Raw genomic sequence first — 20,832 nt, forward strand, 5'->3', positions numbered from 1 at the left:
GCGGCCATCGGTGCGCCCGGGTGGGCGAGCGGGTCAGCGCAGGACGTTGCCGTTGAGGTAGCTCTGCAGGCGCGAGGTGGTCTGCGGGCCCCAGGCGCCGTCGGGGGTGGCGCCGACGCGACGCTGAAGGGCCTTGGTCGTCAGCGGGCCGATGGCGCCGTCGCGGGCGACGCCGAGCTTGCCCTGCATCTTCATCTTGTCGCTCGTGTCGAGCCAGCCGTTGACGGAGCCGCCGACCCAGGTCTCGATGCCGGCGTTCGTGCGCGGGCCCATGACGCCGTCGACGGCGAGCTTGCCACCGGTCGAGGTGACCGGGGGGCGGGTCTCGTCGCGCGAGGGGCGGTCGCCGCCGGTGTAGGGGTTGACGGCCAGGCCGTTGGTGCGGGTCAGGCCCGCGCGACGCGAGCACACCGGCCAGGCGCCGGGGCCCTGGACCCGGAGCACCTTCTGTGCGATCTCGATCTGCTGCGAGCGCGTGGCCTGGTGGGCGTAGGCGGCGTAACGCCCGCCGCCGAAGCCGCTCCACGTCTGCGCGGAGAACTGCAGCCCGCCGTAGTAGCCGTTGCCGGTGTTGATCGACCAGTTCTGGCCGGACTCGCACGCGGCGACGCGGTCCCAGACCGTGCCGGCGGCGCCGGCGCTGCTCGCCAGGCCGATCCCGCCGACGACGGCACCCGTCGCGCCGAGGACGGCGACACCGGCGCGCAGGCGCATCCGGCGGCGAAGGGAGGAGCGGTCGGGGAAGTCGGTGGTGGCGAGCATGTGGCGGGCCTTTCGGTTGGCGCGAGGTCAGGGGGTCCTCGCGGGAGCCGTCCGCGACGCTATGTGCACTCCAGTCACACCAACAACACCTGGCGCGTAAATACAGACCTGTAACTCAGGCCCCATCCGCCCCACCCCGGCCCGTCCAGACCCCGGCTACCACGCCGTACTGGTGGTGATCACGACCAGTACGGCGTGGTAGCCGGGTGTCTCGTCGAGTGGGGTCGAGCGTGGGGGCTGCCAGGGCGCCCGGGCACGGCGAAGGGGGCCTGCTCACCGTGGTGAGCGGGCCCCCTTCGCTGGACGCGGGTCGGGTCAGCCGACCGTGTTGAGGTGGTTCTGCAGCGCCTTGACCGTCCTGACGTCCCACGAGCCCGTCCGGCTCACGCCGAGCGTGCGCTGGAGCGCGGAGACGAAGGTCGCGTCGTTGATGTTGCCGTTGCGCTGCGCGGCGGGCACGCCGACCTTGCGCTGGAGGCGGTGCACCTCCCACTTCGCGGAGAGGACGCCGTTGCGCGCCTGGCGCGAGCCGATCCAGCTCTCGATGGCCCGGTTGGTCTGGCGGCCGCGGATGCCGTCGACGGCGACGTAGCCGTTCTCGGAGACGCGCACCTGCGAGCGGGCGGCGCGCTGCGGCTCTGTGCCGACGGCCAGGCCGTTGGCGGTCGTCAGACCGGCACGGCGCGAGCACACGGGCCACGCGCCGGGGCCCTGGGCCTTGAGGACCTTCTTGGCGATCTCGATCTGCTGCGACTTGCTCGCCTGGTGGGCGTAGGCGGCGTACCGGCCGCCGCCGAAGCCGCTCCACGTGCGCGGGTGGAACTGCAGGCCCCCGTAGAAGCCGTTGCCCGTGTTGATCGACCAGTTGCCGCCGGACTCGCACGCGGCGACGCGGTCCCACACGGTGCCGGCGGAGGCGGAGCCCGCGGTCGCGACGGTGCCGACGGCGGCGGTCGCACCGGCGACGGCGACACCGGTGACGCGCCGGCGGGCGGTCGAGCGGTGGGTGGGCAGGGCGTGCTTGGGCGCGTAGAACATCAGGGGAGGGTCCTCTCAGGGGGATCAACGCACGTGCGCGCCGTCCAGGGGTCAGAGGCGCGACGCGCACGGACGTTACCTTCCCGTGACCTTTCGGGTCAACCGCCCCTCGACGAAGGGGGACCCGCTCACGTCCCCGGGTGGCTCGTCCCCGAGGGGTCGTCTCGCGTGTCCCGCACGCCCGCGAGACGTCGTCTCTGGTTGACCGGCGAGTCCAGCGGGGCGGCGAGCACCTCGCCGAGGGTGACGCCGGTGGCGATGGCCAAGATGATGCCCAGCGCGGTGAGCACGCTGGTCCACCCCTGCGCACCGGCGTCCGACCCTGGCACCGTGAGGTGGTAGAGCCCGATGAAGATCGACAGACCGGGCATGAGGCCGAAGCTCGCGGGGATGCCGAGGGTGATCGGCGGCGAGTCCATCCGCAGCGCGACGAGGCGGGCGGCGAAGCCGAGCGTCACCGCCGCGACGCCGGTGGCCGTCACCCGGCCGAGGCCGCTCTGGGTGAGATAGCTCGCGAGGCCGACGGCGACGACCCCGAGCAGGGCCGCAGGCACGAGCATGCGGCGTCGCGCCTGCACGGTGATCGCCCCGGCCGCGCCGACGATCGCCGAGCCGATGAGCACCGTCTGGGGGCTCGCCGATGCCCAGGCCAGCCGGCCGACGTCCGGCGGGCTGAGCACGACGCCGAGCATCTCGACGACGGCCAGCGAGGCGGTCAGACCTGCGGCGACGCCGACGATGAGGCCGAAGGAGTGCAGGAGCACCGCGAAGAGCCGGGCGGTGCCGGTCACCGGGTAGCCCCCGATGATGTCCTCCATCGCCGAGGTGATGGTGCGCGCGGGCAGGAGCATGACGATGCCGCCGGCGACGACGTAGGCGAAGTCCGAGGGCGTCATCGGGAACCACTCGATAGACCCCAGGGCGTATGCGACGAAGGCGACGACGGTCGCGACGGCGCCCCCGATCGCGCCCGTGTAGAAGTCGGGCAGGTGCACCGCCGACAGGGCCCGCAGCACGCGGTCGACGACGATCGCGGTGAGCAGCGCGACGAGCACGCCGACCCATCCGGCGCCGAGCGCCATCGCGACGCCCGCGGCGACCGCGCCCTGGCTCGTCGTGACGATCCACCGGGCCCACGTGCGCGGCGCCCGACGGATCTCCTGCAGGCGCACCCGCGCCTGGTCGATGCTCGTCTCGCCGGAGATGACGTCGTCGACGAGAGAGTGCACGGACGCCAGCCGTCCGAAGTCCATCTGGGGCGCGCGCACGACCCGCAGCCGCGAGATGCTCGACCCCGACGGCGTGCGCGCCTGGATGTGCAGGGACTGCATCGTCAGGTCGATGTCCATCTCGTCGACACCGGCCGCGACGGCGACCCCGATGACGGCGGCCTCGACGGACGGGGCGCCGGCGCCGCTGCGCAGCATGAGCTCGCCGACGCGCAGGCAGACGTCGATGACCTCGGCGACCGCGTGCTCCTCGGCGACGGCGCGGGTGACACGGGGGTCGCGGTAGGGCGTCCCTCGCAGCGACCCGAGCATCGGCAGGGTCTCCGTCGGGGCCTCGCCGCGCACGGTCGGGCGGCGCCGCGGCCTCGGCTGGGCCGGCTTGGTGCCCTGCGGCGGCTTGGTCGGTGCGGTCGCCGGCTTGACGGGGATCGGCTGGCTCGGCAGACCGGGCTGGGTCGGGATCGGCTGGGTCTGGCGCGGCTGGCGGTACTGCCCGGGCAGCCAGGCCTGCCGACCGGTCCGTGCGCCTCTGGGTCGATCGCTCACTGCTGCTCGCTCACCGCGCCGGGAGCCAGGTCGTGTCGGGCAGGGGCGACTCGACGAGCGGCCACCACGTCGAGGGGAAGCCCGCGCTCAGCGCAAGACCGAGCAGGACGACGCCGAGCGCCCACAGCGCGAGCGTGATGCCCGTGCGTGCCGCGGGGCTGCCCGTCAGCGACCGGGCGATGCTCCGGGTGCCGCGCCGCAACGAGGCGCTGCCCGGGCCCCACCACACGACGAGCGCCGTCATCAGCCCGGCGAGCGCGAGCCCGGCCGGGTGGTCGGGGCCGACGTCGACGGCGAGCAGCGAGAAGGCGACGGAGACGAGCAGCAGCGTGCTCGCACCGACCGCGAGGGGCAGGAGCATCGCCGCGAGCGCGCCGACGACGGCGACGACGAGGTGGAGCGGGGACTTCGCGGCGGCGACCGCGCCGTCGCTGCGGCGCCGGCCGTGCTGGTAGCGGCGCATGACCGTCGAGGTCATCGAGCGGTCGACGAGACGGGCGAGCGCCGAGCCGACGAGGACGACGACCGCGGTGAGCAGCGGCGCGACCGCCGCTCCCCCGACGACGGCCGCGAGCAGACCGAGGAGCACGCCGGTGCGCCGAGGCAGCCCGATCCGGGGGTCGCCCTCGCGGGAGGACGGCGTCGTGCCCGGCCAGGCCTGGGGCGAGGGGTCGAGCTGATGCGGCGCGGGCTGGGGGGCGAGCTGCTGCGAGGCGTAGGCCTGCGGCGAGTACGGCTGGTGCGCGGGCGGCTGGGGCGTCGGCCGCGGGGCGACGGAGGGCGCGGGCTCGGGCCGGGGGGCCGGGGCGGGGGCGACCGCGGGCAGCACGGAGGTCTGCGGCGCGGCCGGCACGACGCTCGTCGGCTCGCTGCCGGGCATCGCCCGCGCGCGCTGCGGGAGCGCCTCGGTGACGGGGTGCCCCTTCGCGTACGTCTCGAGGGCCTCGAGCACCTCGTCGGCGTGCGGCCGCCGGGCGGTGTCGGGGGTGAGCGCGGCGTAGAGGAGCGGCGCGAGGCGGGGGTCGACCCCGGTGAGGTCGACGTCGCCCCGGGTGACGCGCGACAGGACGGCCTCCATGCCGCCCCGGCCGAAGGGGGGATGCCCGCTCGCCGCGAAGACGAGGGTGGCCGCCCAGCCCCACCAGTCGGTGGCGGCGTCGACCTCGGCGCCCTCGATGATCTCGGGCGAGAGGTACCCGGGGGTGCCCATGACGAGACCGGTCATCGTCATCCGCGACGCGTCGGCGTCGTGGGCGATGCCGAAGTCGATGAGCACGGGGTCGCCGTCGACGAGCAGGACGTTGCCCGGCTTGAGGTCGCGGTGGACGACGCCGATCTCGTGCAGCGATCGCAGCGCCTCGGCCAGACCCCGCCCGAGGCGCAGCAGCTCCTCGGCCGAGAGGGTGCCGTGCTCCTTGACATGGGCGTCGAGCGAGGGCCCGGGGACGTAGCGGGTGACGATGTAGGGCTGGTCGCCGTCGAGGTCGGCGTCGAAGACCGGGGCCACCCGGGGCGAGCGCACCCGCGCGAGGGTCGCGACCTCGCGGGCGAGCCGGGCCCGGGCGTCCTCGTCGTGGGCGACGTGGGGACGCAGCACCTTCACCGCGACGGCGCGACCGCGCTGGTCGAGGGCGAGGTGGACGACGCCCATCCCCCCTTCGCCGAGCTGCTGGACCACCCGGTAGGGGCCGATCCGCGCGAAGTCGTCGACGACGAGGTCCTCGGAGGTGCTGTCCTGGCCGTCCGGCTCCTCGGGCGCGGGATCTCCCGGAATGAGCTCGGTCGTCATGCCGTCCAGGGTAGGGGCACCGCGCTGGGCGCTCTCGCAGCACCGGCTGTGCGCCGGCTGAGCGTGTCGGGCCGCGCCGCGTCCTACTGGCGGATGTAGGCCTCGAGCTGGTCGCGCTCGGCGGCGAGGTCGCGGATGCGGTGCTTGACGACGTCGCCGATCGAGACGATGGCGACGAGCCGGCCGTCCTCGACGACGGGCACGTGGCGGATCCGCCGCTGGGTCATCGCGCTCTCGAGGTCGACGAGCTGGTCGCCGGCGCTGCACGTGTGCACCTCGGCAGTCATGATCGAGCGCACCGGCCCGTCGACGATCGCCACACCCTCGGAGTGCAGGTGCCGCACGACGTCGCGCTCGCTGACGATCCCGTCGACGCTCGCCCCGTCCGTGGAGACGACGACGGCGCCGATGCGGTGCTCGGCGAGGAGGGCGAGGAGCTCGCCGACGGTGGCGTCGGGACCGATGGTCACGACGTCTTGGCCCTTGTCCCGCAGCACGTCCGAGATCTTCATGATCAGACGGTAGTCCCCAGCCCTCTCCACGTGAAGGGGTCATATGGTGGCGGGGCAGGGGCCGCCGCAGTGAGGGAGACCATGGCACGCCGCACGACCTTCGACTTCGTCATCGCAGCCAACCGGCTGCCCGTGGACCGGGTCGTCGGACCGGACGGCGAGGTCGAGTGGCACCGCTCCCCCGGCGGTCTCGTCACGGCGATGGACTCGGTGATGCGCGGCCGCGACGGCGCCTGGGTGGGCTGGGCCGGCGACACCGGTGACGCGCCCGAGCCCTTCGACGAGGCGGGCATGTGGCTCCACCCGGTGCCGGTCTCGGCCGAGGAGGTCGAGCAGTACTACGAGGGCTTCAGCAACGACACCCTGTGGCCGATCTACCACGACGTCATCGTCCCCGCCCGCTTCCGCCGGGTGTGGTGGCAGGCCTACGAGCGGGTCAACCGGCGTTTCGCCGAGGCCATCGCCGAGGTCGCCGCGAAGGGCGCCGTCGTGTGGGTCCACGACTACCAGCTCCAGCTCGTCCCGGCGATGGTCCGCGAGCTGCGCCCCGACGTGCGGATCGGGTGGTTCGACCACATCCCCTTCCCGCCGGTCGAGCTCTTCGCCCAGCTCCCGTGGCGCCAGCAGCTCCTCACCGGCCTCCTCGGGGCCGACTACCTCGGCTTCCAGCGCCAGGCCGACGCGCAGAACTTCGTGCGGGCCTGCCGCCAGCACCTCGGCGCGAGCACGAAGGGGGAGACCGTCACCCTCCCCTCCGACGAGGGGCGCCCCCAGCGCACCGTCCGCGCGAGCGCCGTGCCGATCAGCGTCGACTTCGAGGGCCTCGACGCCCTCGCCCGCACGCCGGAGGTCCAGGAGCGGGCCGCGGAGATCCGGGCCTCGCTCGGCAGCCCGAAGACCCTCCTCCTCGGCGTCGACCGGCTGGACTACACCAAGGGCATCCGGCACCGGCTCAAGGCCTACGAGGAGCTCCTCGCCGACGGCCGGCTGAGCACGCCCGACGTCACCTTCGTCCAGGTCGCGACCCCGAGCCGCGAGCGGGTCGAGGCGTACAAGCAGCTGCGCACCGAGGTCGAGACGACCGTGGGTCGGATCAACGGCAACCACGGCGCGATCGGGTCGCCGGCCGTGCACTACCTGCACCAGAGCTATCCGCGCGAGGAGATGGCCGCCCTCTTCCTCGCCGCCGACGTCATGCTCGTCACCCCCCTTCGCGACGGGATGAACCTCGTGGCCAAGGAGTACGTCACCTGCCGCCACGACAACGGCGGGGCGCTCGTGCTCAGCGAGTTCACCGGCGCCTGGCACGAGCTGCACCAGGCCTTCGTGTGCAACCCCCACGACATCGAGGGGCTCAAGCAGACGATCCTGCGCGCCATCGGCACCGAGACCAAGGACAAGGAGCGCCTCATGCGCGCGCTGCGCCGGCGGGTCGCCGACCACGACGTGCGGGTGTGGGCCGACCGCTTCCTCGCCAACCTCGAGGCCGCGCCGGAGCGCCCCGAGCGCCGGCGGGACGCGTCGTGACCGCAGGCCTGCCCGACGACCTCGTCGCGGCGCTGCAGCGGGTCGCCGGGGTCGAGCGGCTGCTCGTCGCCTCCGACTTCGACGGGGTGCTCGCCCCGCTCGTCCTCGACCCCATGCAGGCCCGTGCTCAGGAGGGCACGCTCGAGGACCTGCGCGCCCTCGCCGCCGTCCCGGGCACGGACGCCGCGCTCGTCTCCGGGCGTGATCTCGAGACGCTCGTGACCCTCACCGGGTCCGACGACAGGCTCACCCGGCTGGGCAGCCACGGCGGGGAGTCCAGCCGCGGCACCGCCCCCGAGCTCGACCCCGCCGCCCGGGCCCGGCTCGCCGCGCTCGTCGGGCACCTCCAGGCACAGGTCGCGCAGCGCAGCCCGCGGGCGCGTCTCGAGCTCAAGCCCAGCGCGGCGGTCCTGCACACCCGCGGGCTCGACGAGGCCGACGTGGCGGTCGTCGACGAGATCGCCGACGACGCGGCGACGGCCGAGGGGGTGCGTCTCATGCGGGGCAAGTCGGTCGTCGAGCTGAGCGTCGCCGAGGCCGACAAGGGCACCGCCCTGCTCGCCCTCGCCCGCGAGCTCGGCAGCGACGCGCTCGTCTACCTCGGCGACGACGTCACCGACGAGCACGTCTTCGAGGCCGCCGGCCCCGACGACGTGACGATCAAGGTCGGCGAGGGCGACACCGCCGCCCGACACCGCGTCGAGCGCTGCGAGGACGTCCCCGCCGTGCTCGCGCTCCTGCGCTCCCTGCGCTCGGGGGGCTGACCCCCCTTCGCCCCGCCTCAGCTTTCCCGCCCAGGGCGGGAAAGCTCGACCTCGGGCAAGAACATTTCCTTCCCGAGGTCGCATGTTCCCGCCCTGGGCGGGAAAGTTCGGGCTCCAGGGCGGCTCAGGTCGGGACGGCCCCGGTGGAGCGGCGCACGACGAGCTCGGGGCGGAAGACGAACTCGCCGCGGGCCGCGGCGTCGCCGGCGATCTCGTCGGTGAGCGCACGCACCGCTGCCTGGCTCATCGCCTGCACGCTCTGGCGGATCGTCGTGAGCGGCGGGTCGGTGAAGCCGACGAGCGGCGAGTCGTCGTACCCGACGACCGAGACGTCGTGCGGCACGGAGCGCCCCGTCGTGCGGATCTGGCGGATCGCGCCGAGCGCCATGAGGTCGGAGCCGCACACGATCGCCGTGACGCCGCGCTCGACGAGGTCGGCGGCCGCGACCGCTCCCCCTTCGACGCTGAAGAAGGTGTGGACGACGTGCTCGTCGGGCACCTCGAGCCCCAGCGCCGCCATCGACGCGCGGAAGCCGGCGACCTTGCGCCGCGCCGGCACGAAGCGCTCCTGCCCGAGCGCCAGGCCGATCCGCTCGTGGCCGAGCTCGGCGAGGTGGGTGACCGCGAGATCCATCGCGGCGACGTCGTCGTCGGAGACGAAGGGGGCGTCGACCCCCTCCATGTAGCCGTTGACGAGGGCGATCGGCAGCCCGCGCTCACGCAGCCGGGCGTAGCGCTCGGGCGAGGTGCCGGCGTCGGCGTGCTGGCCGGAGACGTAGATGATCCCGGCGACCCCGCGGCTGAGGAGCATCTCGACGTACTCGTCCTCGTGGACGCCGCCCTCGGACTGCGTGCACAGCACCGGGGTGAAGCCGCGGTGCGCGAGCGAGACCTCGATGGCCTGGGCGAAGGCGGGGAAGATCGGGTTGGTCAGCTCGGGGATGACGAGACCGACGAGCGAGACCGCCGTCGTGCGCAACCGGGTCGGGCGGTCGTAGCCGAGGACGTCGACCGCGGTGAGGACGGCCTGCCGGGTGCTCTCGGAGACCCCCGGCCGCTCGTTGAGGACCCGCGAGACGGTCGCCTCACTCACGCCCGCGTGCGCCGCGAGGTCGGCGAGCCGGGAGCGGCGCGCGGCCGGGCTCCCGGGCGCGGGCTGCGAGGGATGGTCCACGGGCGCACGATAACCGGGGCTGCAAGAAGTCGGCAACGGCCGACACTTCTTGCAACCGGCGGGTAACGGTTGGGGCGACCACCGGGCGAAGGGGACGCCGCCGGGCTACGATCGGCGCGCACCACCCCACCCTTTACGACGGATCGTCCGGCACGTACCTGCCGGTGAAGGAAAGGCAACGACGCCATGGCAACAGTGAAGTTCGACAGCGCCACCCGGGTCTACCCGGGCAACGACACGCCCAGCGTGGACGCTCTGGACATCGACATCGAGGACGGCGAGTTCCTCGTCCTCGTCGGCCCCTCGGGCTGCGGCAAGTCCACGTCCCTGCGCATGCTCGCCGGCCTCGAAGAGGTCAACGACGGCAAGATCTGGATCGGGGACCGCGATGTCACCGACCTCTCGCCGAAGGACCGCGACGTGGCGATGGTCTTCCAGAACTACGCGCTCTACCCGCACATGTCGGTCGCCGACAACATGGGCTTCGCCCTGAAGATCGCCGGCACGGACAAGAGCGAGATCCGCAAGCGGGTGGAGGAGGCGGCGAAGATCCTCGACCTCACCCAGTACCTCGACCGCAAGCCCAAGGCCCTCTCCGGTGGTCAGCGTCAGCGTGTGGCCATGGGCCGCGCGATCGTGCGCTCGCCCCAGGTCTTCCTCATGGACGAGCCGCTGTCGAACCTCGACGCGAAGCTGCGCGTGCAGACCCGCACCCAGATCGCCAGCCTCCAGCGCCGTCTCGGCGTCACGACCGTCTACGTCACCCACGACCAGGTCGAGGCCATGACGATGGGCGACCGCGTCGCCCTGCTCAAGGACGGCATCCTCCAGCAGTGCGACACCCCGCGCCGCATGTACGACCACCCGGACAACGTCTTCGTCGCCGGCTTCATCGGCTCGCCCGCGATGAACCTCGTCTCGACCCCCGTCAAGGACGGCGGCGTCCGCTTCGGCTCGACGACCGTCCCCGTGGAGCGCGACGCGCTCTCGCAGGCCGGTGACCGGGTCATCGTCGGCGTGCGTCCCGAGGACGTCGAGCTCACCCGCGAGGGTGACGGCCTGGCGATCACCGTCGACGTCGTCGAGGAGCTCGGCGCCGACGCCTACATCTACGGCACCGCCGAGGGCGCCGAGCAGGTCGGCACCACCGACGACGACACGGCGAAGCCCTTCATCGCACGCGTCGACGGCCGCCGCCCCCCGATGAAGGGCGAGACCGTCTACATCAAGCCCACCCAGGGTCACCTCCACGTCTTCAACACCGAGTCCGGTCTGCGGATCGGCGACTGACGACGCGCAGCACGCGACGACGGGCCGGCACCTCCACGGGTGCCGGCCCGTCTCTGCCTCCTCCGACCACGGACCGGCAGCCTGCCCCGCGTGACACGATGAGGTCGTGACGCTCGAGATCTCCGCGGCCCAGCCCGACCCGGCCCTGCTGAGCCTGCCCTGGAGCACCCCGCTCGAGGAGTGGCCCGAGGACCGCCTCGCCGCGCTCCCCCGAGGCATCTCCCGGCACGTCGTGCGCTTCGTGCGCCTCTCCGGCGGGGTCATCGCCGTCAAGGAGATCAAGGCCGAGATCGCCCGGGGCGAGTACCAGATGCTGCGCCAGCTGCGCCGCCTGGACCAGCCGTGCGTCGAGCCGCTCGGCGTCGTCACGGGGCGGGTCGACGAGCACGGCGAACCGCTCGACGCCTGCCTGCTCACCCGGCACCTGCAGTTCTCGCTGCCCTACCGCGCCGTCTTCAGCCAGCACCTGCGCGCCGACACGGCGACCCGGCTGCTCGACGCCCTCGCCGTCCTCCTCGTGCGCCTGCACCTCATCGGCTTCTGGTGGGGCGACGTCTCGCTGTCGAACACGCTCTTCCGGCGCGACGCGGGGGCCTTCGCCGCCTACCTCGTCGACGCCGAGACCGGTGAGCTGCACAACGCGCTCACCCGTGGGCAGCGCGAGCACGACATCGACATCGCACGCGTCAACATCGCCGGCGAGCTCATGGACCTCGAGGCCTCGGGCGTGCTGCCCGAGGGGGTCGACCCCGTCGCGGTCTCGGAGCAGATCGTCACCCGCTACCACGCGCTGTGGGCCGAGCTCACCGAGGACGAGTGGTTCGACAGCGGGGACACGTGGCGGGTCGACCAGCGCGTGCGACGGCTCAACGCGCTCGGCTTCGACGTCGACGAGCTGTCCATCGCGACCGACCTCGACGGCACCCGGCTGCAGATCCAGCCCAAGGTCGTCGACGCCGGGCACCACAGCCGACGTCTGCTGCGCCTCACCGGTCTCGACGTCGAGGAGAACCAGGCCCGCCGCCTGCTCAACGACCTCGACAGCTACCGCGCCGGGACCGACCGCCAGGGCGAGGACGAGGAGATCGTCGCCCACGCGTGGCTCTCGCAGATCTACGAGCCGACGACCCGCGCCATCCCGGCGACGCTGCGCGGCAAGCTCGAGCCCGCCGAGCTCTTCCACGAGGTCCTCGAGCACCGGTGGTACCTCGCCGAGCGCCTCGGCCACGACGTGCCCATCGACGAGGCCGTCGCGGACTACCTGCGCGACGTCCTGCCCGGCAAGCCCGACGAGCGCGCCGTCCTCGGCACCGACACCCAGATGCTGCCCGTCACCACGAAGGAGAGCCCGTGAGCGACACCCCGCCGGTCCCGCCCCGCCCCGGGCAGCCGATCCCGGCGCCCGGTCTCGCCATGGCGATGGGCGACCCGGCCCAGGTCCCGGGCACGAAGGCCTACGTCGAGGCCCGTTTCGGTCGGCAGGCGACCTTCGTCGAGCGGATCCTGCCCTCGCTCCTCGACAGCCTCCTCACCCTCCCGGTCGTCCTCGTGCCGGTGCTCCTGGGCACCTGGCTCGTCGTCGCCGGCAGCCCCGACGAGGTGTCGTGCGGGAGCTACGACGGCACGTGCACGGTCCCGGGCACCGGCAACGGCGCGCTCGTCGCCCTCGGCGTCCTGGCCATGCTGCTCTCGGTCCTGCTCGCGCTCGCCTTCGAGCTGTGGAACCAGGCCTACCGCGTCTCGCGCACCGGCCAGAGCCTCGGCCGCAAGATCTGCGGCCTGCGGGTCGTCAACGCCCGCACCGGTGAGCTGCCGACCTTCGGGCAGGCCCTGCTCAAGGCGCTCGTCGCCGGCTTCGCCGGTCTCATCAGCGCCGTGTGGATGCTCTTCGACGACGAGGGCCGCACCCTCAGCGACAAGGTCGCCGACGCCGCGGTCCTTCGCACCCGCTGACTCCCCCTTCACCCCACCGGGGGGGTCAGGCGTCGGCGCGCCGCCGCGAGATCTCGTACATCGTCACGCCGACGGCCATGCCGGCGTTGAGCGACTCGACGGCGCTGCTCATCGGGATCGAGACGATCTGGTCGCACGTCTCGCGCACGAGACGCGACAGGCCCTTGCCCTCGCTGCCGACGACGACGACGAGAGGCTCGGTCGCCAGGGACAGGCCTGGCAGCTCGACGTCCCCGTCCATGTCGAGACCGACGACGAAGAAGCCGGCCTTGCGGTAGTCCTCGAGCGCGCGGGTGAGGTTGCTCGCCTGCGCGACGGGCACGCGCACCGCGGCGCCCGCGGAGGTCTTCCACGCGCTCGCGGTCATGCCGACCGAGCGACGGCTCGGCACGACGACGCCGTGCCCGCCGAAGGCGGCGACGGAGCGGATGATCGCCCCGAGGTTGCGTGGGTCGGTGATGCCGTCGAGGGCGACGACGAGCGGGGCATCGGTGCCGGCGACCTGGACGAAGTCGCTCGGGTGGGCGTACTCGTAGGGCGGCACCTGGATGGCCAGACCCTGGTGGGTCGCGCCGTCGGTGATGCGGTCGAGCTCGGTGCGCGGCGTCTCGAGGACGGGCAGACCGCGCGACGCGGCGATGGTCAGCGCCTCGCGGACCCGGTCGTCGCTCTCGACCCGGCCCGCGACGTACATCGTCGAGACCGGCACCTCGGCACGCAGCGCCTCGATGACGGGGTTACGACCGGCGACGATCTCGGACCCGCCGGACTTCTTGCGACCACCGCTGCCGGGCTTCGAGCGCGAGCTCGTGCGGTCGGGCTTCGTGTACGCCTTGTGGTTCGGGCGGTCCGATGCCTTGGGCGTCGGTCCCTTGCCCTCGAGACCCCGACGGCGCTGGCCGCCGGAGCCGACCTGGGCACCCTTCTTGGACCCGGTGCGGCGCACCGCGCCCCGGCGCTGGCTGTTGCCTGCCATCAGCTCTCCTTCTTCGCCAGGCTCCACCGGGCACCGCGGGCGGTGTCCTCGACGGTGATGCCGGCTGCGGTCAACGCGTCACGGATCTTGTCTGCGGTCTCGAAGTCGCGAGCGGCGCGAGCCTGCTCACGGGTCTCGACCTGCAGCTGGACGAGGGCGTCGAGGGCATCGACGAGCTCGTGGTCGGTGCTGCCCGCTCCACGGCCCCACGTGGCCGAGAGGGGGTTGAGCCCGAGGACGTCGGTCATCGCGACGACCGTGCGGGCGATGACGGCGGCCTCCTCGCGGTCGCCGTCGTCGAGGGCGATGTTGCCGCGGCGCACGTGCTCGTGCACGACGGCGAGCGCACCCGCGACGCCGAGGTCGTCGTCCATCGACGCCGCGAAGTCGGCGGGGATCGCGACGGTCGGGTCGGCCTCGAGGGTCGTCTCGTCGGGCAGCGCCCGGCGCAAGAAGCCCTCGATCCTCTCGACGGCGGCGCCGGCCTCCTCGAGCGAGCCCTCGTGGTACTCGATCATCGAGCGGTAGTGGGCGGCGGTGAGGAAGTAGCGGATCGTCAGCGGTGCGTACGTGCGGGTGAGCGCGGAGACCTCGAGCGCGTTGCCGAGGGACTTGCCCATCTTCTCGCCGCGCACCGTGACCCAGCCGTTGTGCAGCCAGTACTGGGCGAAGCCCAGCCCCGCCGCGTGCGACTGCGCCTGCTCGTTCTCGTGGTGCGGGAAGCGCAGGTCGATGCCGCCGCCGTGGATGTCGAAGGCGTCGCCGAGGTACTTGCGCGCCATCGCGGAGCACTCGAGGTGCCAGCCGGGACGACCCGCGCCGAAGGGGGTCGGCCAGCTCGCCGTCGCCGGCTCGTCGCTCTTCGCGCCCTTCCACAGCGCGAAGTCACGGGGGTCGCGCTTGCCCCGGGGGTCGGCGTCGTCGGCGGCGACCATGTCGTCGAGGGACTGGTTGGACAGCTGGCCGTACGTCGGCCAGCTGCGCACGTCGAAGTAGACGTCGCCGCTGCCGTCCTCGGCGGCGTACGCGTGGCCCGCCTCGACGAGCATCTCGACGAGGGTGACCATCTCGGTGATGTGACCGGTGGCGCGCGGCTCGTAGGTGGCCGGCAGGACGCCGAGGGTGTCGAGGGCCTCGGAGGTGAGGCGCTCGTTGCGGTAGGACAGCGCCCACCACTGCTCGTCGGAGTCCGCGGCGCGGCGCAGGATCTTGTCGTCGATGTCGGTGACGTTGCGCACGAGCGTGACGTCGTAGCCGTGGCCGCGCACGAGCCAGCGGCGCAGCACGTCGAAGGCGACGGCGAAGCGCAGGTGGCCGATGTGGGGGGCACCCTGGGTGGTCAGCCCGCAGATGTACATGCCGACGTGGCCAGGGGTGAGCGGCTCGAAGTCGCGCGGCTCGCGGGTCGCGGTGTCGTGCAGGCGAAGAGTCACCCGCGCAAGGCTACCGGCGGGTCGGGGCTGCCCCTGCCACTGCGGGGCAGGGGCAGCCCTGCTCACCCGGCGAGGGCGGCGGTGGCCGCCTCGCGGGCCTGGGCCGGGGAGGAGGCGGCGAGCGCGGCCCGGGCGGCTGACGCGCACTGCTCGCGCGACACCTGGGCGAGGCGGGCGCCGACGCCGGGCAGGGCCCCGCCGGCCATCGACAGCGAGGTGATGCCGAGACCGACGAGGACGACGGCGAGCGCCGGGTCCGCGGCGGCCTCGCCGCACACGCCGACCGGCTTGCCCGCCGCGGTACCCGCGGCGGCCGTCATCGCGACGAGGCGCAGGACTGCGGGCTGCCACGGGTCGGTGAGACCGGCGAGCGAGGGCGCCATGCGGTCGGCGGCCATCGTGTACTGCGAGAGGTCGTTCGTGCCGATCGAGAGGAAGTCGACGTGATCGAGGACCTGCTCGGCCTGCAGGGCGACGGAGGGCACCTCGACCATGACACCGGGCTTCATCCCGCGCTCGCGCACGAGAGCCGCGAAGTCGGCGGCCTCCTGCGGTGTGGCGATCATCGGGGCCATGACCCACGTGTCGGCGAGCGGACGGCCGACCTCGCCGGCCGCCTGCGCGAGGGCGTCGAGCTGACGGGTCATCATGCCGGCGTCGAGCTGGACGATCCGCGCACCGCGCACGCCGAGCGCCGGGTTGGGCTCGTCGGGCTGGGTCACGAAGGCCAGCGGCTTGTCCGAGCCCGCGTCGAGGGTGCGGGTGACGACCTTGCCGTCGGGGAAGGCACGCAGGACCCCGGCGTAGATCTTCGCCTGCTGCTCGACGGAGGGCTCGGTGTCCCGGCCGAGGAAGCACAGCTCGGTGCGGAAGAGGCCGACGCCCTCAGCCTGGCCGCGCGCGGCGACCGCGGCGGAGTCGCCGTCCTGGACGTTGGCGAGCAGGTCGACGCGCTGCCCGTCGCTCGTGGCGGCCGGGCCCCGCCACGCCCGGACCCGCTCCATCTCTTGCGCGGAGGCCTCGGCGCGGGAGCGCGCCAGGTCGGCGTCGGGCTCCACCTCGAGCAGACCGGTCTCGCCGTCGACGAGCACGTAGGACCCGTCGGCGACGACGTCGAGCCCGGAGGCGGCGACGACGCACGGGATGCCGCGCTGCCGCGCGATGATCGACGTGTGGCTCGTCGGCCCGCCGAGCGAGGTGACGAGCGCCTGGACGAGGGCCGGGTCGAGGTCGGCGGTGTCGGCCGGCGCGAGGTCCTCGGCGAGGAGGACGAAGGGGTGGTCGGGGTGGGGCACGCCCGGCTCGGGCAGCCCCTCGAGCTCGGCGACGACCCGCGAGCGGATGTCGCGCAGGTCGGTGGTGCGCTCGGCCATGACGCCTCCGAGCTTCTCGAAGAGGGCGACGAAGTGGTCGACGGCGCCGACGGTCGCGGCGGTGGCGTCCGCCCCCTTCGTCACGCGCTTGCGCGCCTCGGCGATCCAGCCCTTGTCGCGGGCGAGACCGGCGGTCGCGCTGAGCACCTCGGCGGCGACCCCGGTGACGCGCCCGGCGCGCTCCTCGAGCCGCGAGGCGACGGCGTCGGCGGCGGCGACGAGGCGCTCGACCTCGGCGTCGCGCTGCTCGGCGGGCACCTCCTCGGTGCGCACCGGCACCTCCGGCTGGGGCTTGGCCCACACGGCCCGGGCGTAGGCCACCCCGGGCACCACACCGGTGCCCTGGACGGCCGTGGGGCTCGTCGCGGTCTCGGACGTCGTCGTCATCTCGCCTCCGTGAGGTCACAGGTCGGCGCCGACGACGGCGCCGTTGAGGGTCGTGAGCCCGACCTTACTCCCCAACCCTTGACAAAGCCACACATACGGGCATACAAATCTCTATAAGTCCACATGAACGGGCACAACCGGTGACCGTTTCGGACTCTCGCCCGGGACATCCCCGGCCGCCGCACACGCAAGGAGGCGTCGTGTTCGCCGACGAACGTCAGCAGCTCATCGCCGACCTCGCCCGCCGGGACGGTCGAGTCGTCGTCACCGCGCTCGCGGCCGAGCTCGACGTCGCGCCCGAGACGGTGCGCCGCGACCTCGACGCCCTCGCCACCCAGGGCCTCGTGCGGCGGGTGCACGGCGGCGCCGTCCCCGTCGACGAGACCTCCGGCCGCGAGGCGAGCGTCGACCACCGCGCCGAGGTCAGCTCGGAGGCCAAGGCCCGTATCGGCCAGGCCGCCCTCGCGCTCATCCCGCAGGGGCGCACCTCGATCGTCCTCGACGCCGGCACGACGACCGCCCAGCTGGCCGCCGCGCTCCCGCCCCGCCCCGAGCTGCTCGTCGTCACCAACTCCGTGCCGATCTCCGCCCAGCTCGCGAGCGACCACCCGGGCGAGGTCCACCTCCTCGGTGGCCGCGTCCGTGGGGTCACCCAGGCGACCGTCGGCGAGACCGGGGTGCGCCAGCTGCAGCGCCTGCGCACCGACGTCGCCTTCCTCGGCTCCGACGGGCTGACCGTCGAGCACGGCCTGTCCACGCCCGACCAGAGCGAGGCCTCGGTCAAGCGGGCCATGCGATTGGCCGCGCGCACCGTCGTCGCCCTCGTCGACTCCTCGAAGGTCGGGCGCGAGCTGCTCTACTCCTTCGCCCGCCTGTCCGACGTCGACGTGCTCGTCACCGACCGCGACGTCGACGTCCGTACCGTCGCCGCACTCGAGCAGACCGGGATCGAGGTCGTCATCGCATGATCACCACCTTCACCGCCAACCCCAGCGTCGACCGCTCGGCCGCCCTGCCCGGGCCGCTGTCGCGCGGCGCGGTCCTGCGCCTCGCCGAGGTCCACGACGAGCCGGGCGGCAAGGGCGTCAACGTCGCCCGCGTCGTGACGATGGCCGGTGTCGCGGCGACCGCGGTGCTGCCGGTCGGGTCCGAGGACCCGCTGCACCGGCTGCTCGACGCCGCGGGCGTCGGGTACGCCGAGCACCGCACCGCCCACCCGGTGCGCACCAACCTCACGATCACCGAGCCCGACGGCACGACGACGAAGCTCAACGAGCCGGGCGCCCCCCTTCGCGCCGAGGACGTCGCGGCCCTCGAGACCCTCCTGCTCGAGCGCACGACTGGGTCCCGCTGGGCCGCCCTGTGCGGCTCGCTGCCCCCCGGCGCCCCCACCGACTGGTACGCCCGGCTCGTGCCGCAGCTGCGCGCGGCCGGCGTCTCCGTCGCCGTCGACACCTCCGACGCCCCCCTCCTCGCGCTCGCCGAGGCCGGCCCGCAGGCCGCCCCCGACCTGCTCAAGCCCAACGCCGAGGAGCTCACGCAGCTCGGCGGGGGCGACCCCGAGGAGCTCGAGGCCGCGGCGGCAGCCGGCGACCTGCGCCCAACCGTCGTCTCCGCCCGCCGGCTCCTCGAGAGGGGCGTGGGTGCCGTCCTCACCACGCTCGGCGGCTCCGGCGCCGTCCTCGTCACCGCCGAGGGCGCCTGGTTCGGCCGGGCCCCGAAGATCACGGTCCGCAGCACCGTCGGCGCGGGCGACTCCGCCCTCTCCGGCTACCTCCTCGGCTCCCTGCGGGGCCTGCCCGAGCGCGACCGCGTCGCGCTCGCCGTCGCCTACGGCTCGGCCGCCGCGCAGCTGCCCGGTACCGGCCTGCCCGGCCCCGACCACGTCGACCCCGCCGGGGTCGAGACCTCCGACATCCACCTCTGACACCCGCTCCGCCCGGGGCACCACTCATGGAAGGCCAGTCATGACAACGCCGTCACCAGACCTCATCACCACGGACCTCGTCCGCCTCGACCAGCCCCTCGGGGCGAGCAAGGACGAGGTCATCGCCGCTCTCGCCGGCCTCGTCGCCGACGCCGGCCGCGCCACCTCGACCGAGGGGCTCGTCGCCGACGCGATGGCCCGCGAGGAGAAGTCGGCCACCGGTCTGCCGGGCGGCATCGCGATCCCGCACTGCCGCTCCGCCGCGGTGACGCAGGGCTCGCTCGCCTTCGCCCGGCTCTCTCCCCCCGTCGACTTCGGCGCGAAGGACGGCCCCGCCGACCTCGTCTTCCTCATCGCCGCGCCCGAGGGCGGGGGCAGCGACCACATGAAGCTGCTCACCAAGCTCGCCCGCGCGATGGTCAAGAAGGACTTCGTCGCCTCGCTGCGCGCCGCCGGCAGCGACGCCGAGGTCGTCGCGCTCGTCGAGGGCGTCGTCAGCCCGGCCCCCGAAGGGGGGTCCGCCCCCGCGTCGAGCACGACGGGGAGCACCACGGCCGGTGCGGCCGCCGCAGCCCCTGCCGCGGCGGCCGTCACCTCCGCCGAGCCGGTCCGCCGCCGCTCGGTCGTCGCCGTGACCGCCTGCCCGACGGGCATCGCGCACACCTACATGGCTGCCGACTACCTCGTCGCCTCCGGCCAGGAGAAGGGCATCGACGTCCACGTCGAGCCCCAGGGCAGCTCGGTCACCGACCCCCTCTCGGCGGAGCAGATCGCCGCCGCCGACGCCGTGATCTTCGCGACCGACGTGGGCGTCAAGGGCCGCGAGCGCTTCGCCGGCAAGCCGGTCGTCGAGTCGGGCGTCAAGCGGGCCATCAACGAGCCCGGTGTCATGCTCGACGAGGCCGTCGCGGCCGCCGACAACCCCTCCGCCCCGCGCGTCGCCGCGGCGAGCGGCAGCGGGGACGAGGTCGTCGGGTCCACTGGCCGCCAGCTCGGCTGGGGCAAGCGCATCCAGCAGGCGCTCATGACCGGTGTCAGCTACATGATCCCCTTCGTCGCGGCGGGCGGTCTGCTCATCGCGCTCGGCTTCCTCTTCGGCGGCTATGACATCACCGGCACCGCCGGCGACATCGTCTCCGGCAACAGCCTGACCAACCTGCCGGCCGCCGGCGAGCACGCCCTCTTCGGGTCGGCGCTCATGACCTACATCGGCGCGGTCCTCTTCACCCTCGGCGGGCTCGCCTTCGGCTTCCTCGTCCCGGCCCTGGCCGGCTACATCGCCTTCGGCCTGGCCGACCGGCCCGGCATCGCCCCCGGCTTCGTGGCCGGCGCCGTCGCCGTCGCCACGGGCGCGGGCTTCATCGGCGGTCTCGTCGGCGGTCTGCTCGCCGGTCTCGTCGCGTACTGGTTCACGACGCTGCGGCCGCCGCGCTGGCTCGCCGGGCTCATGCCGGTCGTCATCATCCCGCTGGCCACCTCGCTCGTCGTCGGCGGCCTCATGTACCTCTTCCTCGCCCGTCCGCTCGCGGCGATCACCGAGGGCCTCACCGACACGCTCAACGGCATGACCGGCAGCTCGCTGGCCGTCCTCGGCATCGTCCTGGGCCTGATGATGTGCTTCGACCTCGGCGGTCCGGTCAACAAGGCGGCTTACCTCTTCGCCACGACCGGTCTCGACCCCGACAACCCCGCCTCGCTGAAGATCATGGCTGCCGTCATGGCCGCTGGCATGGTCCCCCCGATCGCCCTGGCGCTCGCGACGACGATCCGCCCGGCCCTCTTCAGCAAGCAGGAGAAGGAGAACGGTCGCGCGGCCTGGCTGCTCGGCGCGTCCTTCATCTCCGAGGGGGCCATCCCCTTCGCCGCGGCCGACCCGCTGCGCGTCATCCCCTCGATGATGCTCGGCGGCGCCGTCACCGGCGCGCTGTCGATGATCTTCGGCGCGGCCTCCCGCGCCCCGCACGGCGGGATCTTCGTCTTCTTCGCCATCGACCGCTTCCTGCTCTTCGCCCTGGCCATCGCCATCGGTACGGTCGTGGCATGCGTGAGCGTGCTCGCGCTCAAGCAGGTCTGGAAGCGCGGCCAGCCGGCCGCGTCGAGCACCACCCCCGAGCCCGCGACCGCCGCGGCCTGACCCCCGAGGAGACACCAC

Annotated in this window: 17 protein-coding genes; 8 read left to right on the top strand and 9 right to left on the bottom strand. The window is 73.6% G+C overall.

Annotated features, from left to right (window positions below; translation table 11 throughout):
* Window positions 1–33: 33 nt before the first annotated feature.
* The 5 genes from EEW87_RS09775 to EEW87_RS09795 form a co-directional block, all read right to left on the bottom strand.
* Window positions 34–762, bottom strand: coding sequence for a transglycosylase family protein (locus EEW87_RS09775; RefSeq protein ID WP_123093534.1), 729 nt, complete (start codon window positions 760–762; stop codon window positions 34–36).
* A 315-nt stretch (window positions 763–1,077) separates the two neighbouring features.
* On the bottom strand, window positions 1,078–1,800 hold the full coding sequence (locus EEW87_RS17160; protein ID WP_123093535.1) for a transglycosylase family protein: 723 nt from the start codon (window positions 1,798–1,800) through the stop codon (window positions 1,078–1,080).
* A gap of 128 nt (window positions 1,801–1,928) precedes the next feature.
* Window positions 1,929–3,575 (bottom strand): threonine/serine exporter family protein, encoded by a 1,647-nt coding sequence (locus tag EEW87_RS09785; RefSeq protein WP_123093536.1) that lies wholly within the window; start codon window positions 3,573–3,575, stop codon window positions 1,929–1,931.
* A 10-nt stretch (window positions 3,576–3,585) separates the two neighbouring features.
* Window positions 3,586–5,364, bottom strand: coding sequence for a serine/threonine-protein kinase (locus EEW87_RS09790; protein ID WP_123093537.1), 1,779 nt, complete (start codon window positions 5,362–5,364; stop codon window positions 3,586–3,588).
* Window positions 5,365–5,447: 83 nt separating this feature from the next.
* On the bottom strand, window positions 5,448–5,876 hold the full coding sequence (locus tag EEW87_RS09795; RefSeq protein WP_123093538.1) for a CBS domain-containing protein: 429 nt from the start codon (window positions 5,874–5,876) through the stop codon (window positions 5,448–5,450).
* Between the two features lie 81 nt (window positions 5,877–5,957).
* Here EEW87_RS09795 and EEW87_RS09800 point away from each other — a divergent pair, with 81 nt between their 5' ends.
* Window positions 5,958–7,403 (top strand): alpha,alpha-trehalose-phosphate synthase (UDP-forming), encoded by a 1,446-nt coding sequence (locus EEW87_RS09800; protein ID WP_123093539.1) that lies wholly within the window; start codon window positions 5,958–5,960, stop codon window positions 7,401–7,403.
* Entirely contained in the window at window positions 7,400–8,167 is a 768-nt protein-coding gene (otsB, locus tag EEW87_RS09805) for a trehalose-phosphatase (protein WP_224767008.1), read from the top strand. The genes EEW87_RS09800 and otsB overlap by 4 nt, the downstream gene beginning before the upstream one ends.
* 124 nt (window positions 8,168–8,291) lie before the next feature.
* Here otsB and EEW87_RS09810 read toward each other — a convergent pair whose 3' ends face one another.
* A complete protein-coding gene (locus tag EEW87_RS09810; protein ID WP_123093540.1) occupies window positions 8,292–9,341 on the bottom strand; it encodes a LacI family DNA-binding transcriptional regulator in 1,050 nt (349 codons plus the stop codon).
* A 186-nt stretch (window positions 9,342–9,527) separates the two neighbouring features.
* Here EEW87_RS09810 and EEW87_RS09815 point away from each other — a divergent pair, with 186 nt between their 5' ends.
* The 3 genes from EEW87_RS09815 to EEW87_RS09825 all read left to right on the top strand — a co-directional run bounded on the left by EEW87_RS09815 (window position 9,528) and on the right by EEW87_RS09825 (window position 12,584).
* Entirely contained in the window at window positions 9,528–10,631 is a 1,104-nt protein-coding gene (locus tag EEW87_RS09815; protein ID WP_068269844.1) for an ABC transporter ATP-binding protein, read from the top strand.
* Window positions 10,632–10,737: 106 nt separating this feature from the next.
* Window positions 10,738–11,985, top strand: a complete 1,248-nt coding sequence (locus tag EEW87_RS09820) for a DUF4032 domain-containing protein (RefSeq protein WP_068269847.1) — start codon at window positions 10,738–10,740, stop codon at window positions 11,983–11,985.
* Complete coding sequence (locus EEW87_RS09825) at window positions 11,982–12,584, top strand: RDD family protein (RefSeq protein ID WP_123093541.1); 603 nt, start codon at window positions 11,982–11,984, stop codon at window positions 12,582–12,584. Before EEW87_RS09820 ends, EEW87_RS09825 begins: the two co-directional genes overlap by 4 nt.
* A gap of 25 nt (window positions 12,585–12,609) precedes the next feature.
* On the opposite strand, the gene rlmB is transcribed toward EEW87_RS09825, so the two are convergent.
* From rlmB to ptsP, 3 genes are all read right to left on the bottom strand, one after another.
* Window positions 12,610–13,560, bottom strand: coding sequence for a 23S rRNA (guanosine(2251)-2'-O)-methyltransferase RlmB (rlmB, locus tag EEW87_RS09830; protein ID WP_163562420.1), 951 nt, complete (start codon window positions 13,558–13,560; stop codon window positions 12,610–12,612).
* Window positions 13,560–14,993 (bottom strand): cysteine--tRNA ligase, encoded by a 1,434-nt coding sequence (gene cysS / locus EEW87_RS09835; protein WP_123093543.1) that lies wholly within the window; start codon window positions 14,991–14,993, stop codon window positions 13,560–13,562. The genes rlmB and cysS overlap by 1 nt, the downstream gene beginning before the upstream one ends.
* 62 nt (window positions 14,994–15,055) lie before the next feature.
* Window positions 15,056–16,753 carry a phosphoenolpyruvate--protein phosphotransferase gene (gene ptsP / locus EEW87_RS09840; protein WP_123093544.1) on the bottom strand — a complete coding sequence of 566 codons (1,698 nt, stop codon included), beginning with the start codon at window positions 16,751–16,753 and terminating at the stop codon, window positions 15,056–15,058.
* 200 nt (window positions 16,754–16,953) lie between these two features.
* Here ptsP and EEW87_RS09845 point away from each other — a divergent pair, with 200 nt between their 5' ends.
* From EEW87_RS09845 to EEW87_RS09855, 3 genes are read left to right on the top strand one after another with little or no spacing between them, the layout of a single operon-like run.
* Entirely contained in the window at window positions 16,954–17,721 is a 768-nt protein-coding gene (locus EEW87_RS09845) for a DeoR/GlpR family DNA-binding transcription regulator (protein WP_123093545.1), read from the top strand.
* A complete protein-coding gene (locus tag EEW87_RS09850) occupies window positions 17,718–18,680 on the top strand; it encodes a 1-phosphofructokinase family hexose kinase (RefSeq protein ID WP_123093546.1) in 963 nt (320 codons plus the stop codon). Before EEW87_RS09845 ends, EEW87_RS09850 begins: the two co-directional genes overlap by 4 nt.
* A 40-nt stretch (window positions 18,681–18,720) precedes the next feature.
* The gene (locus EEW87_RS09855; protein WP_123093547.1) at window positions 18,721–20,814 is read left to right on the top strand and encodes a PTS fructose transporter subunit IIABC; all 2,094 of its coding nucleotides are present in this window, start codon (window positions 18,721–18,723) and stop codon (window positions 20,812–20,814) included.
* The last annotated feature ends 18 nt before the right edge of the window (window positions 20,815–20,832 follow it).

The organism is Janibacter melonis (assembly GCF_003721155.3).
Lineage (GTDB): Bacteria > Actinomycetota > Actinomycetes > Actinomycetales > Dermatophilaceae > Marihabitans > Marihabitans melonis.